The sequence below is a fragment of the Prochlorococcus marinus CUG1433 genome (assembly GCA_017644425.1).
In the GTDB taxonomy this organism is placed as follows: domain Bacteria; phylum Cyanobacteriota; class Cyanobacteriia; order PCC-6307; family Cyanobiaceae; genus Prochlorococcus_A; species Prochlorococcus_A marinus_U.
In genome coordinates this window covers 1,036,524-1,052,978 of record JAEPLN010000001.1, presented here as the reverse complement: position 1 = coordinate 1,052,978, position 16,455 = coordinate 1,036,524, and the positions used below count along the sequence as shown (strand labels likewise).

Sequence of the window (16,455 nt, the reverse complement as noted above, 5' to 3'; positions counted from 1 at the left end):
GGAGATTAATTATTCAACAGTTACACTTTTAGCCAAATTTCTTGGTTGATCAACATCAAGCCCCCTGTGAGCTGCGATGTGGTAACTCAATAATTGCAACGGTATTATGTTAAGTAAAGGTGTAATCCATTCATTAGAAACAGGAATTTTCATTAAATAATCAAAAATTTCGGTTCCATTACATTCAGGAGCAATACCGATCAAATATGAGTCTCTAGCTTTTGCTTCTTGAGCATTACTGATAACTTTGTCGAACACTTCACCGGGAGAAGCAATTGAAATTACTGGAACTTTTTTATCTAACAAAGCGATTGGCCCATGTTTCATTTCACCTGCTGGATATCCCGCAGCGTGTATGTAACTAATTTCTTTAAGTTTTAAAGCTCCTTCAAGGGCTATAGGATAATTTATACCTCTTCCCAAAAAGATTACATCTTTTATATTAAAAAAATCATGTGCTAACTTTTCTGAGGATTTATTATGTTTCTCCAAAAGATCTTCTAGTAATGGTGGCAGTTTTGTAAGGGCAGTTATTAATTTGGCTATTTCTTCTGGACTTTGGCTACCTTTGATTTGGGCAAATTTTATAGCTAATCCATAAAAAGAAAGTAGTTGAGCAAAAAAAGTTTTGGTTGCAGCAACTCCAACTTCAATTCCTGCACAAATATCAATTATATTTGCAACTTGCCTGCCTATAGAGCTCTCTTTTCTATTTGTTATTGCAATAAGATTAGGCTTATATTTTTTATCTTCAATTATTGACCGTCTTTTAATTTCCATATCAATAGCAGCGATTGTGTCAGCAGTTTCTCCAGATTGAGTGACTCCAATAGTTAATGTATTTGGTAAAAGTGGTGGCGGTGAATAACGAAATTCACTTGCGTAAAAGACATTTGTAGGGATTCCTGAGAATTGTTCTAATAAAAAGCTACCCACCATTGCAGCATGTTTACTAGTACCACAAGCAATAATTTCAATTCTTTCGATTGATTCAAAAAACTTTGTATCAAAGGAATAGTTGACTTGATATCTACCATTTTCTATGTTTTTAACTAAATAATTTTCTAACCAATTCTTTGCTGTAAGAGGCTGATCATATATCTCTTTTAACATATAGTGTTTGAAATTCATTTTATCCATTATTTGCTCAGAGACTTTTAAAGAGACTGGATTTCGATATTGTCTCTCGTTATTTGAGTCATATATTTCAATTCCCAACGGAGTTAGTAATGCTATTTCCTCATCCTCCATAGGAAGAATAATATTTGTAAAGTTTGCAATAGCTGGAGTATCACTAGCACATATAAATTCTCCTTCACCTAAACCAATAATCAAAGGTGCTTGTCTTCTCGCGACAACCAAAGAGGTTGGAGCACCAGCCCATAAAACTGCCAACGCATAAGACCCTTCTAAATCAGATATTACATTTCTTACTGCAACTAATAATGTTGAACCATTATTCTCAAGATTAAGTTGACTTAATGTTTTTAACTCTCTTTGTATTAAATGGGGAATAACTTCAGTATCAGTATCAGAATTAAAAATAATACCTTCTGCCTCTAATTTATTTTTTAACTCTTGAAAATTCTCAATAATACCATTTTGAACAACTGCGATGGTTCCTGAACTATCAATATGAGGATGAGCATTTTTAACTTCAGGTTTTCCATGGGTTGCCCAACGAGTATGTCCAATACCAACAGCCCCAGTTATATTCTTATTATTAAGTTGATTTATTAAATTCTGAAGTTTTCCCTCTGCTTTGTTACAAGTAATGGTTTTAGTCTCAGAATTTATTATTGCAATTCCCGCAGAATCATAACCTCTATATTCGAGTTTTTCTAAACCATTCATCAATAATGGTAGAGCTTTTTTATAACCCGTAACAGCTACTATTCCACACATACGTCAGTTTTTTTTCAATTATATTGAAAAAAAATGTGTATTTATTAAAACATGGACTCTCTTAAAACTGCACTATATAACTAGTAAGCTAAGCCCATACTCCTAGAAGTTTCATCTCCAAGATAGACACGTATACTCAAGAAATCTGTTGGACACGCTGTTTCACATCTTTTACAACCTACACAATCTTCAGTCCTAGGAGATGAAGCAATTTGGCCAGCTTTGCAGCCGTCCCATGGAACCATCTCTAAAACATCCAGTGGGCAAGCCCTTACACATTGGGTGCATCCAATGCATGTGTCATAAATTTTAACTGCGTGTGACATGTAAAAATTGTCTTTTGAACCTCGTTTTATAATACTATTGTCTTACAAAGAAATTAAAAAAATTAAGATATGCTTCACTCTTGTTAACTCTAGGGCATAAAATCTTATAGATAATTAGTAATTTCCATAAACTATGTCACAAGAAATCCTTGAAAAAGTCTGTTCTATTGTTTCAGAGCAATTAAGCGTTGAGGCAGGAGAAGTAAAATCAGATTCAAATTTCCAAAATGATTTGGGTGCTGATTCTCTAGATACCGTTGAATTGGTGATGGCTCTAGAGGAAGCATTTGATATTGAAATCCCTGATGAAGCAGCGGAAGGTATCGCAACAGTCGGCGATGCTGTTAAATTCATCGAAGAAAAAAAAGGTTAAACTAGAATGCCAAATTTCCATCGAGTAGTTATTACTGGTATCGGAGCAGTAACTCCAATTGGAAACAACATTGATGAATATTTACTCAGCCTTCAAAAAGGATTAAACGGGGTATCACAGATTACTCTTTTTGATCCTGAACAACATCCTTGCAAATTTGCAGCAGAAGTTAAAAATCTTCAATCTGAAAATTTTATTGAACCTAAAGAATCCAAAAGGTGGGATCGTTTCTCACAATTTGGAGTTATTGCAGCAAAACAAGCCTTTATAGATTCTGGACTTGAAATTAATGAATCCAATGCATCAAGAATTGGAGTAATTATTGGCTCTGGAGTTGGAGGATTACTTACTATGGAAAGTCAGGCTCAAATACTGAGTCATAAAGGACCAAAAAGAGTAAGTCCATTTACGGTTCCGATGATGATTCCAAATATGGCAACTGGGCTAGCTGCCATTGCTTTAGGAGCAAAAGGACCAAGTTCCTCAGTTTCCACTGCTTGCGCTGCTGGTTCAAATGCAATTGGTGATTCTTTTAGATTACTGCAACTTGGAAAGGCGGATGCGATGATTTGTGGAGGAGCTGAAGCTAGTATTACACCTCTTGGAGTGGCTGGTTTTGCGAGTGCTAAAGCTCTTTCTTTCAGAAATGAAAGTCCTCAAACAGCTAGTAGACCTTTTGATGCTGAAAGAGATGGATTTGTCATTGGAGAGGGATCTGGAATCCTTGTTTTAGAAACCCTAGAAAATGCTCAAAAAAGAGATGCAAGAATCTATGCAGAAATTATTGGATATGGAACAACATGTGATGCTCATCACATCACTGCTCCTTCTCCAGGCGGGGTTGGAGGCGCAAAAGCCATTCAATTAGCAATTGAGGATGGTTCTCTAAGCCTCGAAAAAGTTGATTACATTAATGCTCATGGAACTAGTACATCAGCTAATGATAAAAATGAAACTTCTGCAATTAAATCTATATTTAAAGACAGATCTTACCTTATTCCTGTAAGCTCTACTAAGTCGATGACTGGTCATCTTCTAGGAGGTTCAGGAGGTATAGAAGCAGTAGCTTGTATACTTTCTTTGACACATAATTTTATCCCTCCTACAATTAACTACGTTAATCCAGATCCTGATTGTGATCTTGATTATGTACCAAATAACGCTAGAGAAGCTCAAATAGGAGTAGCTCTTTCTAATTCCTTCGGCTTTGGTGGTCACAACGTTTGCCTTGCTTTCAGCAAAATGAATTGATGACAACCAACTCTGTATATCCAATTTATCTTATTTAAAAACAATGGTCGCTGCATCTGTTTCATTAGAATCACTTTGTGTAAATAGTATAAGGATGCTTGCTGTAGATGCAGTAAATAAATCTAATAGTGGACATCCTGGGTTGCCAATGGGATGTGCGCCAATGGGTTATGCATTATGGCAAAACATCTTAAATCACAACCCCAATAATCCAAAATGGTTTAACAGAGATCGTTTTGTATTATCAGCTGGGCATGGCTGTATGTTGTTATATTCTTTACTACATCTGACAGGGTACAAATCAGTCTCCATAGAAGATATTAAAGAATTTAGGCAATGGGGATCAAAAACCCCTGGCCATCCAGAAACATTCGAAACTGAAGGAGTTGAAGTTACAGCTGGGCCTCTTGGAGCGGGAATTTCTAATGCAGTTGGTTTAGCAATAGCTGAAACTCATTTAGCGGCTAAATTCAATAAGCCTGATTGCAATATCGTTGATCATTTTACTTACGTAATAATGGGTGACGGCTGTAATCAAGAGGGTATTGCATCAGAGGCTTGCTCATTAGCAGGTCATCTCAAACTTGGAAAATTAATTGCACTCTACGACGATAATCAAATCACAATTGATGGTCGCACTGATGTTTCTTTCACTGAAGATGTTTTAAAAAGATACGAGGCTTATGGATGGCATGTCCAACATGTAGAAGATGGAAATCATGATGTAAAAGGAATAACTGAAGCTATCGAAAAAGCAAAATTAATTACTGACAAACCATCAATAATAAAAATTTCTACAACCATAGGTTATGGTTCGCCTAATAAATCAGATACTGCTGGCATTCATGGGGCAGCCGTAGGAGAAGAAGAAGCCTCACTAACAAGAAAGTTCTTAAATTGGGAATATCCTCCATTTGAAATACCAGATGAGGTTTATAAACACTTTAGAAAATCAGTAAACAAAGGTGAAAATTTAGAGAGACAATGGGATTCTAAATTTGAAGAATATCAGAAAAAGTATCCCTCCGAAGGAGCTGAGTTAAAGAGAATGTTAAATGGCCAACTACCTGATAATTGGGACTCAGATCTCCCCTCCTATTCTCCTGATGATAAAGGTTTAGCTACCAGAAAGCATTCACAAATATGTTTAGGTGCCTTAGGTCCTAATCTACCTGAACTAATTGGTGGATCAGCAGACTTAACACACTCAAACTATACTGACATAAAGGGTGAAACTGGATCTTTCCAATCTTATAGTCCTGAAAAAAGATATTTACATTTTGGTGTACGAGAACATGCTATGGCAGCAGTACTTAATGGTATTGCCTATCACAATAGTGGTCTCATACCTTATGGTGGAACCTTCCTTGTTTTCGCAGATTATATGAGAGGTTCAATGAGGCTTTCAGCACTCAGCGAATTAGGAGTCATCTATGTACTAACCCACGATTCAATTGGTGTAGGTGAAGATGGTCCAACACATCAACCGATTGAGACAATTCCTTCTCTTCGTGCAATGCCCAACATGCTAGTTTTTAGGCCAGGAGATGGGAATGAGACGAGTGGGGCTTATAAGCTTGCTATTCAAAATCGAAAAAGACCTTCTGCCCTCTGTTTAAGCAGACAAGGTATGCCAAATCAAGAAAATACATCAATTGAAAAAGTTGCATTAGGTGGATATATAGTTTCTGATTGCAAAGGAACACCAGATGTAATATTTATTGGCACTGGAAGTGAACTAAATCTTTGCATAGAAGCAAGCAAGGAAATTTCAAATCTAGGTAAACAAACTAGAGTTGTTTCCATGCCCTGTCTAGAACTATTTGAAGAACAAGAAGAATCTTACAAAGAAAGTGTTTTACCTCGAAGTGTTACAAAGAGGGTCGTTGTAGAAGCTGCCCACTCATTTGGTTGGCATAAATACACAGGTTTTGATGGGATTTGTATCACTATGGACAGATTTGGGGCATCAGCACCAGGTGGTGAATGTATGAATAATTTTGGATTTACAGTTGAAAACGTAGTAAATAAGACAAAGGAAATTTTATAAGCATTAATTTATAATTAAGCAGAAGTATTACATCCCTCAAGTTTATCTTTTAATTGGTCTAGGGATTCATCAGAGATTTTAGAATTCATTGGACAATGCTTAGGTCCACACATTGAACAAAATTCAGCCTTCTTATAAATTTCTTCAGGTAATGTTTCATCATGATACTGCTTTGCTCTTTCTGGATCTAGTGAAAGTTCAAATTGCTTGTTCCAATCAAAGTTATACCTTGCATGACTCAGTTCATCATCTCTGTCACGAGCTCCAGCTCTATGTCTAGCTATATCAGCAGCATGAGCAGCAATTTTATAAGCAATTAACCCTTCTCGCACATCTTCTGCATTTGGGAGGCCTAAATGTTCTTTTGGAGTTACGTAACATAACATAGAAGTTCCATACCAACCAGCCATAGCCGCTCCAATAGCGCTTGATATATGGTCATAACCAGGGGAAATATCTGTTACTAATGGACCAAGTACATAAAAAGGAGCTTCTGAACATTCTTCCATTTGTTTTCTCACATTAAACTCAATTTGGTCCATAGGCACATGACCAGGACCCTCAACCATTACTTGAACATTATGTTTCCATGCTCTTCTAGTCAGCTCCCCCAAGGTCTTCAATTCAGCTAACTGAGCATCATCAGAAGCATCATGCAAACATCCAGGTCTAAGTGAATCACCTAAAGAAAAGGTACAATCATATTTTTTGAAAATCTCACAGATATCATCAAACCTTGTATAAAGTGGGTTTTGCTTAAAATGATGTAACATCCATTGCGCTAAAATACCCCCACCTCTACTTACAATTCCAGTAATTCTTCCTTTAACTTTTGGCAAATGCTCTATTAATAATCCAGCATGAATAGTTTGATAATCCACGCCCTGCTGGCAATGTTTTTCAATAATATGAAGAAAATCATCCTCAGTAAGTCTATCTATTGAGCCATGTACACTTTCTAAAGCTTGATAAACAGGAACTGTTCCTATTGGAACAGGAGATTCGTTAATAATTGCTTGCCGAACTTCATCTAAGTTTACTCCTCCTGTAGAAAGATCCATAACTGTATCAGCCCCATATTTAACTGCTAACTTTAGCTTCTCTACTTCTTCATTAATATCACTCGCATTAGGAGAAGCACCAATATTCGCATTAACTTTACACCTAGAAGCAATACCTATAGACATAGGCTCAAGATTCAAGTGATTAATATTAGCTGGAATTATTAATCTTCCTCTTGCCACCTCTTCCATTATTAAAGAAGAAGGTAGATTTTCTTTTTTAGCAACAAAATCCATTTCCTCAGTAATATGCCCGTTCCTAGCAAAGTTCATCTGAGTTACATTGTCTTTTCCAAGACGAGGCTTAATCCAAGAACTTCTCATAATTTATAAATTTTTAAAAGTGTTATAACTAAAGTTTGATCAAGTTTCCACTTCCCTGGATCAGAATTAGTAATTCAGGTTCAAAGGGTATGATCTCAGCTAAGTTAAATTTCTTAGCACCCCTAGTATTAATATTATTAATAGCTCTTTTCTAAAAAATAGTCATCAGATGTTGCGTAAAAATAATTTTTTTTATTTAACTTTTTGAAAAGTCTTTAACTTATTTAAGATATTTTTCCTATCCAATCTTCTTTTTATATCTTTCTCCAAAATAATTGAAATCCCCACTAAGCCAATAGGCAAATAAAAAATCTTCCTAGAATTGTCTCTTGATATCAGGCCAATAGCTGATACAAACACCATCAAAGGAGCTACTAAAGACAAAATAAACAATTTATCAATTTTCATTTATCAACGGTATTAATTAATTCATAATTTAATCTTACAATGGATTCTGTAATCACTTTAATTCCAATAGCAATAGCTCCTTCATCTGGATCAAATTTGGAGCTATGTAGCGGAGAGCATCCATTTGAATTAGAGACACCAAGCCTAAACATCGCCCCAGGAATCTCATTCAAGAATTCAGCGAAATCTTCAGCACCTAATGATGGTTTTTGCAATTCAATTACATTTTGTTGACCAACAACGCTTATTCCCGAATCTCTTAAAACCCTATTAATTTCGAAATTATTATTAACTGGTGGAGTAATTTCTCGAAAAATCACATTAGCATCAGCTCCGCAACTATTAGCTAAAGAAGAAATATTTTCATTAAGCCAATTTCCGATATTCTTAAATAATTTAAGATTAGTGCATCTAACAGTGCCAACTAAATTAACCTTTTCTGCAAGAACATTGAATGCGTTACCACCATTTATTTTACCAAAAGTGATTACTACAGGATCCAAAGGATCTAACTTACGTGTTATTAATTCTTGAATTCCCGAGATAACTTTAGAGGCCACCCAAATGGCATCAACGCCTTCATGAGGTCTAGCACCATGCCCTGATTTGCCTTTGATTTCTACTTTGATTTCTCCAGCGGCTGCAGTTAAACTTCCCTCTTTAATCCCAATAGTACCTACAGATAAATCAGGATACACATGAACACCAAAAATATGGGTTAAACCATTAGTTGCTCCATCTTTAATCATCCATCTAGCTCCGCTCGCAATTTCTTCAGCCGGCTGGAAAATAATCCTAGTCCCAAAATTAAGTTTTAAATCTTTAACAATTTTTGCTACACCCAATCCAATCGATATATGCAAATCATGACCACAAGCATGCATCACACCATCTACTTTTGAAGAAAAACTTAATTTAGTTTCCTCAAATATGGGTAAAGCATCCATATCTACCCTTAAACCTATAATGCCTTTATCTAAGGGGCCAAAATCTGCTACAACTCCTGTCCTGCCTATAGATTCTTTCACACTCCAACCAATATTTTTTAAAAAACCACTTATCAAAATCGCTGTTTGATTTTCAAGCCCACTTAACTCCGGATGTGCATGAATATGTCTTCTTATATTAATTAATTCATCATTAAACGAATCAATTTTTTCTAAAAACTGTTCCCTCTGCATTACTTATTTTAAATCGACAAAGTTCATTAAATCTTTAACTGGTTTAGGAGGCCATCTTCTAATTTTTTTTAACCATTCCTCATCACTATACCTAGGATCTAATTCAGTTACTGATATCCAATTACTTTCTGCTATACCGTATTCACCTTTGGACCAATTCAAAGCTGTCAAAGCTGCCCGAGCATCGACAAAGGTCGGATAACGTCTAATTAGTTTTTTTAATTCTTTTTCGGATTTATCAATATTTCCCAACTGGAGATCTGCCAAAGCCATACTTGATCTTGCCATGGCAAATCCTGGATTATATAAAGCAGCTTTTGAAAATAAATCTCTTGCTTTTTCCCAATGTGATGTAGAGCCTTCAACATTAGCCAAATTATATAATGCAGAAAAATTTTTGCTATCTTGAGAAATAACAAACATATAATCTTTTTTCGCTTCAGACCATAGTCCCAATGCCTCCTCGGCTATACCTCTATTTATGTAAGGGTCTATTTCATTTGGGTTTAAACTTATTGCCTTATTTTGGTCATCTATTGATCCCTGTGCATCTCCAATGACAAGTCTTACATTACCTCTATTACTCAAACCTGCAGCGTCATCAGGATAAGAATCAAGATAGTGATTCCATTCTTCTAAAGCGAGATTGAATTTTCCAACTGAACTTAAATCTAATGCATGTTTGAATAAATCTTCCCTCAAAGATAATGAAAAGCATGGTGCTACATAAAAAATATTGACAAAAACAAAAATGAATAAAAAACAAATCTTAAAATTTTTAAAAGTTTTCATTTGTTGATTCAATGTACTTTTTCCCTAAACCAGTAAGCAATCTTCCTCGAGGAGTTCTAATGAGAAAGCCAATTTTGATTAAATATGGCTCAACTACAAATTCTAACATTGAAGAATCTTCTCCCAGTCCAGCTGCAATTGAATCAAGGCCAGTAGGAATATTATTGTTCTGATTTAGAAAAGATAAATATTTTCTATCAAACGAATCTAATCCCTTTTCATCTATTTGGTTGGAATATAAAGCCTTTTTGATTAAATTAAAAGAAATAACTTTAGTTTTTTTAACAACTTGAGCATAATCTCTAACGCGTTTTAACAATCGCAAAGCGATTCTTGGAGTCCCTCTGGATATCTTTGCTAAATTGTAAGATGCTTCATCATCTAAATTAAGGTTTATTAATTTAGAGAAATTAATAATAATTTGTTTTAATTCATCAGATGTATAAAATTCAATTTTCTGAGATATACCAAATCTATCTCTTAGGGGAGCACTAATTGCGGCTAATTTAGTTGTCGCACCAATCAGAGTAAACCTGGGAAGATTAATTGTTCTGCACCGTGCTCCTCTATTAGCTCCTATAGTTAAATCTAGTCTAAAATCTTCCATTGCAGAATATAACAACTCTTCAGTTAACCTATTCAAGCGATGAATTTCATCAATAAATAAAACTTCACCTTCCTTCAATCCAAGCAGAAGTCCAACAATATCCCTTGGTCTTTCAAGTGCGGGTGCCGAAGCTACCCTACATCTTGTATTCATTTCATGAGCTATCAAAAAAGCTAAGGTCGTCTTACCTAAACCTGGCTGTCCATATAAAAGAGTATGTTCCAAAGGTTCTTTTCTATAAATTGAAGCATCTATAGCGATTCTTAATGAAGACTTGAGTTGTTCTTGCCCAATAAAATCTTTAAAAGAAGTAGGCCTAGCTAAGTTAAAATTATTATTTCTTTTTTCTTCAGGAATGATTTTTGAATCAACTAGCCTAATTTCTTTTTTACTAAGAGAAAAGTCGTTATCGTCTATATTGGAAGAAATTATTGCCATAATGAAAGGTTAATTGCAATTGTTCTGAGTAGAAAGATTTTTTACAACTAAAATGGCAAAAAATTCAAATAAAGTTCAAAAAAATACTAAAAAAGAAAATAATTTTAAACGTCTTGCTGAAAATAGATATGCAAAATTTCAATATACAATATCTGAAACAATCGAAGCTGGAATTGAACTTTTAGGAACTGAAGTAAAGTCTATTAGAAACGGAAAAGCAAATTTGAGAGATGGGTACTGTTCATTCAGAGATGGAGAGATTTTATTATTAAATGTTCACATTTCACCACACAAAAATGTGGGATCTTTTTTTAATCATGATCCATTAAGAAATAGAAAGTTGCTTTTACATAAAAAAGAAATAATAAAACTTAGATCGAATACTGAAAAAAAAGGAATGACGATCGTTCCTTTATCTCTCTATTTAAAAGGGTCATGGATAAAGCTCACTATTGGAGTTGGTAAAGGCAAAAAAATACATGACAAAAGACAATCAGAAAAACAAAAAGACTTAAAAAAAGAAATAAACTCTGCTCTAAAACGATAAAAAACTTTAAATCTTTGTTGAGACTATGAATCTAAAATAACTGAACTTGGGGGAGGGGAAGGATCGGGATCTGCAATTAACATATGCTGCAAGACAGTCTCTGGTCTCTCACTATCTCTCCAGCGAATTTTATAGGCAGGCATTTTTGTGCCCCTGCTCGTAGTTTGCTCTACCGGTTCAATAACCCATCCTCTCCTTGACCGGCCTTGAGGATTTCTTTTTACTACTGCATCCGCATGTTTAAAACGGAAACCAACACGTTCACCACTCATTTAAAATTTTCGTATTGGGTTAATCTAATTATTTTACTTCATTCAAGGTAAATTTTTAATTTTTATTAGGAGTTATTTCTGGTTTTAACAATGGAAAGGGGATTACATCTCTAATTGAGGGACTATCAGTAATTAGCATAATTAGTCTATCAATACCTATGCCTAATCCCCCGGTAGGAGGCATCCCGATCTCTAAAGCATTTAAAAAATCATCATCAATACAATGAGCTTCTAGATCTCCTTCATCTCTAAGGGATTGCTGTAATTGCATTCTCTCTCTTTGATCTACTGGATCTATCAATTCACTAAAAGCATTTGCTAACTCTCGTCCAAAAATGAATAATTCGAACCTCTGAACCATATCTTTATTATCAAGATGAGGCCTAGCTAAAGGAGAAATTTCAACAGGATAATCGATAACAAAAGTGGGTTGTATTAGCTCTGACTCTACTTTTTGCTCGAAGACCTCATTTAAAAGTCTTCCCATAGTATTAACTTTAGAAGAAAATTCAATATTTATACTTTTAACTGCTTGTTTTGCTGCTTGCAAGTCTCCACTGAAAGAATCAAAATCAATTCCTGTATATTGCTTGACTACATCTTTCATGGATACTCTTAACCAAGGTTTAGCAAAATCAAGTTCCTTATTTTGATAATTTATGACCAAAGAACCGCATGCATCAGCTACGATTGCTTTGATCAATTCCTCTGTTAAATCCATCATATCGACATAATTAGAAAAAGCTTGATAAATTTCAACTGAGGTAAATTCTGGATTATGCCTTGTACTTGTCCCTTCATTACGGAAGATTCTTCCCAATTCATAAACTTTCTCAAATCCTCCCACAACCATTCGTTTTAAATGTAATTCCGTAGCTATTCTCAGATAAAGGGGAATATCTAATGCATTGTGATGAGTAATAAATGGTCTTGCTTCAGCACCTCCAGCTTCAGATTGAAGAATTGGAGTTTCTATCTCTAGAAAATTTCTTTTATCTAACCATTGTCTAATAAAACTTATAGATTTTGCTCTTGTTTTAAATACATTTTTCGAATGAGGGTTAACTATTAAATCTAAATATCTCTGTCTATATCTTTTCTCAATATCGGTCAATCCATGCCATTTATCTGGAAGAGGCTGTAATGATTTAGATAACATTTCCCATTTTTCTACTTTAATTGAAAGCTCACCTTTATTAGTTTTTTTGATAGTTCCATAGATACCTATCCAGTCTCCAATATCTACTATCTCCTTAATATCTTCAAAAGAAAGTAATTTTTGGTTTTCTAAATTAACATTAAGAATCTTTTTATCTAAATAAAGCTGAATCTGGCCTTCTTGGTCTCTTATTGTAAAAAAGGCAATTTTTCCCATTACCCTTTTTGCCATTACTCTACCCGCAAGAGAAACACTAAAGTTTTCCTCTTGACCATTTTCTAAATAATCAAATTTTTGAATAAGGAATTTTGTAGTATGAGAAATTTTAAAACTTTCTGCGTAAGAAGCAAATCCTTTATTAACTAGTGAATTAGCTTTTTGTAAGCGAGCTTCTCTGATTTCCGACAAAATTTACTCTAAATGTTTGTTTTATTTAATAAAAGTATCAGACTAAGTATCAACTTGCCAAAGATGTTGCTGTTTCTCCGACTCTTTGTGATGCATAACCAATCCCTCTAACAGTTAATATTAACTCTGGATTTCTTGGATCCGGTTCTAATTTACCTCTTAATCTCGCTACATATACATCCACAACTCTTAAATCTGCTGCTCTCCTAGGCGGATAACCCCATAACTGTTCTAAAATTTCAGCTCTAGGAACGACTTTACCTGGCTCGTCAAACAATAACTCCAGAAGACTAAATTCAGTATAAGTAAGGCTTATTCTTTCCCCGGCTCTAGAAACTTGTCTTCTATTAGTATCAACAACTAAACTTCCAAATTTCATCACTCCTTTACCAGATGGAACCTCTTTCGTTTCGGTAACAGATACAGTGGGGCCCATTCTTCTCAAAATAGTAGCAATCCTAGCCTCTAACTCTTTCGGGCTAAATGGTTTTGATAAGTAATCATCTGCTCCTAAGTCCAATCCTGCGACTCTTTCTGAAATCGCTTCTAAAGCAGTTAGGAATATTATTGGTACTACGGACTCGGCCCTAATTCTGCGGCATACTGCAAATCCATCCATTTTCGGGAGCATAACATCAAGAACTATCAAGTCTGGAGAATCTCTGTGAAAAGATTCAAGAGCTTCTTCACCATTAGTTGCAGAAAAAACTTGATATCCTGCTAGTTGAAGTCTTGTAACTAACACCTTAAGAACTGCTGGCTCATCATCAACAACTAAAATTCTTGCTTTTGACATAGTTAAAAAAGATTTCCCGATATTTCAAAGCAAAGAACTATTGCATTGAAGTTATATTCTAACAATTAAAAATATAACATTATGAACCCTCTAAGGGATATTCAAAAGATTATAAAAAGTTTTAATAGTTAAAAAATAAATATATTTTTTAAACCTTTTACTTCTTTCCAAAATTTATTATTGTTTTTAAAGCCTCAGAAGATTTAAATATTCTCAAAAGTTGTGAACAAATTAAAGGAGCAAAAAAACCTGTCAGAAATACTTCAGCTAGAATATTTTGCATACTAGGAAAAAATAGTAAAAAAGCACTACTTGAAAAATGTTTAAACAAAATCTGCAAAAAATATAAAGTTCCACATATAAAACTTCCAATAGAACAAATTAAACCGTACCTAAAATGACCTACTATTAAATTACTATGTATTTTAATTCTTCCAAACCAAACTCCACATAAAACTAAACCTGGTATTTGTGAAAAATTACTATCCAACGTTAAAGAATCTAAAATTAGTCCTAAAAACAACCCAAAAATTAGTCCATTAATTGATCCATTTATCATTGACCATGGCAATAACCAAAATAAAGGCCAATACGGCTGGATATCTAAAAATCCAAGCCAATTTGGATGCCATAAAAAAACAATTGGGATAAAAATTAATAAAATTATTGATAATTTTTTATGGAAAAATTTATTCATTAACTTTTCACTTTTAAAATCTGCACCCAATCTATTACCTGAGGTTTTGCCAAAAGAAATATTTTTGCCGTTTTTCTAGATCTCAATGACTCGTCTAAAGATTGGACAATACCAATAGGGATATTTGGAGGTAATAAAGTACTAGCAGGGGAAGATGAAACAAGATCTCCGATCTTTAAATCAGCATCTTTTGAATAAAGTATTAAGCTGGGGTAATTATCTCCTGAACCGATTAGTAATCCACTAATCTGTATTCTATCCAGCCATACCCCTACTTTACTTTCTGGAGAGGTCAATAAGGTAACCGACGAAGTAAAAAAAGAAGTACTGTTTATTCTTCCTAATAATCCACCTGGGCCAATAACAGCACTTCCAATTTCAACTCCATCTTTTGAACCTTTGTTTAATATTATTTGTCTCCACCAACCACCCGTTTTTCTTGAAATAACAGCCGCTGAAATATTATCGCTATTAGATGATTCTTGAAGAAATAAAATTTTCCGCAATCTTAAATTATCTTTTTTTAGTAGATTTAATTGTATTAGAGATTCTTGATCTAAGCTCTCAAGAATAATTTCTTTTTGATATGGACCAGGCCAAAATGGTTTTGAAATAAAATAATAAAAATCCTTATAAAGTGAACCTTTTGATATTCGTATAAACATCAAAAATAAAAAAATTACTAACAATGTCCAATTTTTCTTTTTGTGCCACCAACGACTATTAGAAATTCGTCGGATATCAAACATGGTTTTAATCTCTTATCGCGTTCCTTATAAAGTCAGGTGTATCAACAACTCTTTTTAGTTTTTTAAAGTCATCCAAGACCTCTCCACAACCATTAACTACACAGAGAAGTGGGTTCTCTGCTATGTGAGTAAATATCCCTGTTTCATCGCTCACCAAATCATTAATGCCTCTAACTAAAGCCCCGCCCCCTGCAAGCATAATACCTCTATCAACAATATCTGCAGCGAGTTCAGGGGGTGTTCTCTCTAAAGTTCTTTTAACAGCTTCAACTATTTTACTTAATGGATCAGCCATGGCTTCTCGAATTTCTCCAGATGTCAAAGTAACTGACCTTGGCAAACCTGATAACAGATGCAAACCTCTAACCTCCAAGGAAGTTTTATCAAAGTCATCGTCTGGAAATGCAGATCCTATTTTGATCTTAATATCTTCTGAAGTTCTTTCTCCAACTACTAAGTTGTGAACTTTTTTAAGATATAGAGCAATTGATTCATTGATTTCATCGCCAGCGATTCGAACTGATTCACTTAATACAGTGCCACCCAGACTTAATACTGCAACCTCGGTGGTACCACCACCAATATCGACAATCATAGTCCCAATTGGCTCAGTTACTGGTAGTGAAGCTCCTATTGCAGCTGCCACAGGTTCGTCGATTAAGTGGACTTCTCTTGCTCCAGCTAACCCAGCTTCTCTGACTGCTCTGCGCTCAACACTTGTAACTCCGCTTGGAATACCAATAACTATTCTTGGAGCTAATAAGCCCTTACCTTCGTTACATTTTTGAATAAATGTTTTTATCATTTGCTCTGCCGCATCAAAATCTGCGATAACCCCATCTCTTAGTGGTCTTACAGCTCTTATATTACCGGGGGTTCTTCCAAGCATTAATTTTGCCTCCTTACCAACTGCCAAAGGAACTCCTTCTTCTAAATCCATTGCCACTACAGACGGCTCTTGCAAAACAACTCCCTTACCTGAAACATGTATGAGAGTATTGGCCGTTCCTAAATCAATGCCAATGTCTCTAGAAAATTTAAATCTGTTAAAAATCACGATAAGAATTCTTTTTTATAAATAATATATCTATTTTTTGTTAAGCTCTCACAA

Annotated in this window: 17 protein-coding genes and 1 riboswitch; of the genes, 4 read left to right on the top strand and 13 right to left on the bottom strand. The window is 34.6% G+C overall.

Annotated features, from left to right (window positions below; translation table 11 throughout):
- Positions 1-9 precede the first annotated feature (9 nt).
- Positions 10-1,905 (bottom strand): glutamine--fructose-6-phosphate transaminase (isomerizing), encoded by a 1,896-nt coding sequence (gene glmS / locus JJ842_05935; protein ID MBO6971452.1) that lies wholly within the window; start codon positions 1,903-1,905, stop codon positions 10-12.
- An 80-nt stretch (positions 1,906-1,985) separates the two neighbouring features.
- Positions 1,986-2,231: a photosystem I iron-sulfur center protein PsaC gene (gene psaC, locus JJ842_05930; protein MBO6971451.1), complete on the bottom strand. Its 246-nt coding sequence runs from the start codon at positions 2,229-2,231 to the stop codon at positions 1,986-1,988.
- 133 nt (positions 2,232-2,364) lie between these two features.
- Between psaC and acpP the strand changes: the two genes are divergently transcribed.
- The 3 genes from acpP to tkt are packed head-to-tail and all read left to right on the top strand — an operon-like array spanning position 2,365 to position 5,905.
- Positions 2,365-2,604 (top strand): acyl carrier protein, encoded by a 240-nt coding sequence (gene acpP / locus JJ842_05925; GenBank protein ID MBO6971450.1) that lies wholly within the window; start codon positions 2,365-2,367, stop codon positions 2,602-2,604.
- A 6-nt stretch (positions 2,605-2,610) separates the two neighbouring features.
- Positions 2,611-3,855 carry a beta-ketoacyl-ACP synthase II gene (fabF, locus tag JJ842_05920; GenBank protein MBO6971449.1) on the top strand — a complete coding sequence of 415 codons (1,245 nt, stop codon included), beginning with the start codon at positions 2,611-2,613 and terminating at the stop codon, positions 3,853-3,855.
- A gap of 43 nt (positions 3,856-3,898) precedes the next feature.
- Positions 3,899-5,905, top strand: a complete 2,007-nt coding sequence (gene tkt / locus JJ842_05915; protein MBO6971448.1) for a transketolase — start codon at positions 3,899-3,901, stop codon at positions 5,903-5,905.
- 14 nt (positions 5,906-5,919) lie between these two features.
- Here the strand turns inward: tkt and thiC are convergent, their stop codons facing one another.
- The 5 genes from thiC to ruvB all read right to left on the bottom strand — a co-directional run bounded on the left by thiC (position 5,920) and on the right by ruvB (position 10,716).
- Complete coding sequence (thiC, locus tag JJ842_05910; GenBank protein ID MBO6971447.1) at positions 5,920-7,290, bottom strand: phosphomethylpyrimidine synthase ThiC; 1,371 nt, start codon at positions 7,288-7,290, stop codon at positions 5,920-5,922.
- A gap of 35 nt (positions 7,291-7,325) precedes the next feature.
- A riboswitch (TPP riboswitch) is annotated at positions 7,326-7,424 on the bottom strand.
- A gap of 58 nt (positions 7,425-7,482) precedes the next feature.
- The gene (locus tag JJ842_05905; GenBank protein ID MBO6971446.1) at positions 7,483-7,698 is read right to left on the bottom strand and encodes a DUF3188 domain-containing protein; all 216 of its coding nucleotides are present in this window, start codon (positions 7,696-7,698) and stop codon (positions 7,483-7,485) included.
- The gene (locus tag JJ842_05900) at positions 7,695-8,879 is read right to left on the bottom strand and encodes an amidohydrolase (GenBank protein MBO6971445.1); all 1,185 of its coding nucleotides are present in this window, start codon (positions 8,877-8,879) and stop codon (positions 7,695-7,697) included. Before JJ842_05900 ends, JJ842_05905 begins: the two co-directional genes overlap by 4 nt.
- 3 nt (positions 8,880-8,882) lie before the next feature.
- Positions 8,883-9,671, bottom strand: a complete 789-nt coding sequence (locus JJ842_05895; GenBank protein MBO6971444.1) for a tetratricopeptide repeat protein — start codon at positions 9,669-9,671, stop codon at positions 8,883-8,885.
- Positions 9,658-10,716 (bottom strand): Holliday junction branch migration DNA helicase RuvB, encoded by a 1,059-nt coding sequence (gene ruvB / locus JJ842_05890; GenBank protein MBO6971443.1) that lies wholly within the window; start codon positions 10,714-10,716, stop codon positions 9,658-9,660. The genes JJ842_05895 and ruvB overlap by 14 nt, the downstream gene beginning before the upstream one ends.
- A gap of 52 nt (positions 10,717-10,768) precedes the next feature.
- On the opposite strand from ruvB, the gene smpB reads away from it, so the two are divergent.
- The gene (gene smpB, locus JJ842_05885; GenBank protein MBO6971442.1) at positions 10,769-11,263 is read left to right on the top strand and encodes an SsrA-binding protein SmpB; all 495 of its coding nucleotides are present in this window, start codon (positions 10,769-10,771) and stop codon (positions 11,261-11,263) included.
- A 23-nt stretch (positions 11,264-11,286) separates the two neighbouring features.
- Here smpB and JJ842_05880 read toward each other — a convergent pair whose 3' ends face one another.
- The 6 genes from JJ842_05880 to JJ842_05855 all read right to left on the bottom strand — a co-directional run bounded on the left by JJ842_05880 (position 11,287) and on the right by JJ842_05855 (position 16,398).
- Positions 11,287-11,535 carry a hypothetical protein gene (locus JJ842_05880; GenBank protein MBO6971441.1) on the bottom strand — a complete coding sequence of 83 codons (249 nt, stop codon included), beginning with the start codon at positions 11,533-11,535 and terminating at the stop codon, positions 11,287-11,289.
- A 55-nt stretch (positions 11,536-11,590) separates the two neighbouring features.
- Positions 11,591-13,102 carry a lysine--tRNA ligase gene (lysS, locus tag JJ842_05875; GenBank protein ID MBO6971440.1) on the bottom strand — a complete coding sequence of 504 codons (1,512 nt, stop codon included), beginning with the start codon at positions 13,100-13,102 and terminating at the stop codon, positions 11,591-11,593.
- Positions 13,103-13,151: 49 nt separating this feature from the next.
- Entirely contained in the window at positions 13,152-13,898 is a 747-nt protein-coding gene (locus JJ842_05870; protein MBO6971439.1) for a response regulator, read from the bottom strand.
- A gap of 157 nt (positions 13,899-14,055) precedes the next feature.
- Complete coding sequence (locus JJ842_05865; protein MBO6971438.1) at positions 14,056-14,595, bottom strand: hypothetical protein; 540 nt, start codon at positions 14,593-14,595, stop codon at positions 14,056-14,058.
- On the bottom strand, positions 14,595-15,344 hold the full coding sequence (gene mreC, locus JJ842_05860; protein MBO6971437.1) for a rod shape-determining protein MreC: 750 nt from the start codon (positions 15,342-15,344) through the stop codon (positions 14,595-14,597). The genes JJ842_05865 and mreC overlap by 1 nt, the downstream gene beginning before the upstream one ends.
- A 4-nt stretch (positions 15,345-15,348) precedes the next feature.
- Positions 15,349-16,398: a rod shape-determining protein gene (locus JJ842_05855; GenBank protein MBO6971436.1), complete on the bottom strand. Its 1,050-nt coding sequence runs from the start codon at positions 16,396-16,398 to the stop codon at positions 15,349-15,351.
- Positions 16,399-16,455: the final 57 nt, after the last annotated feature.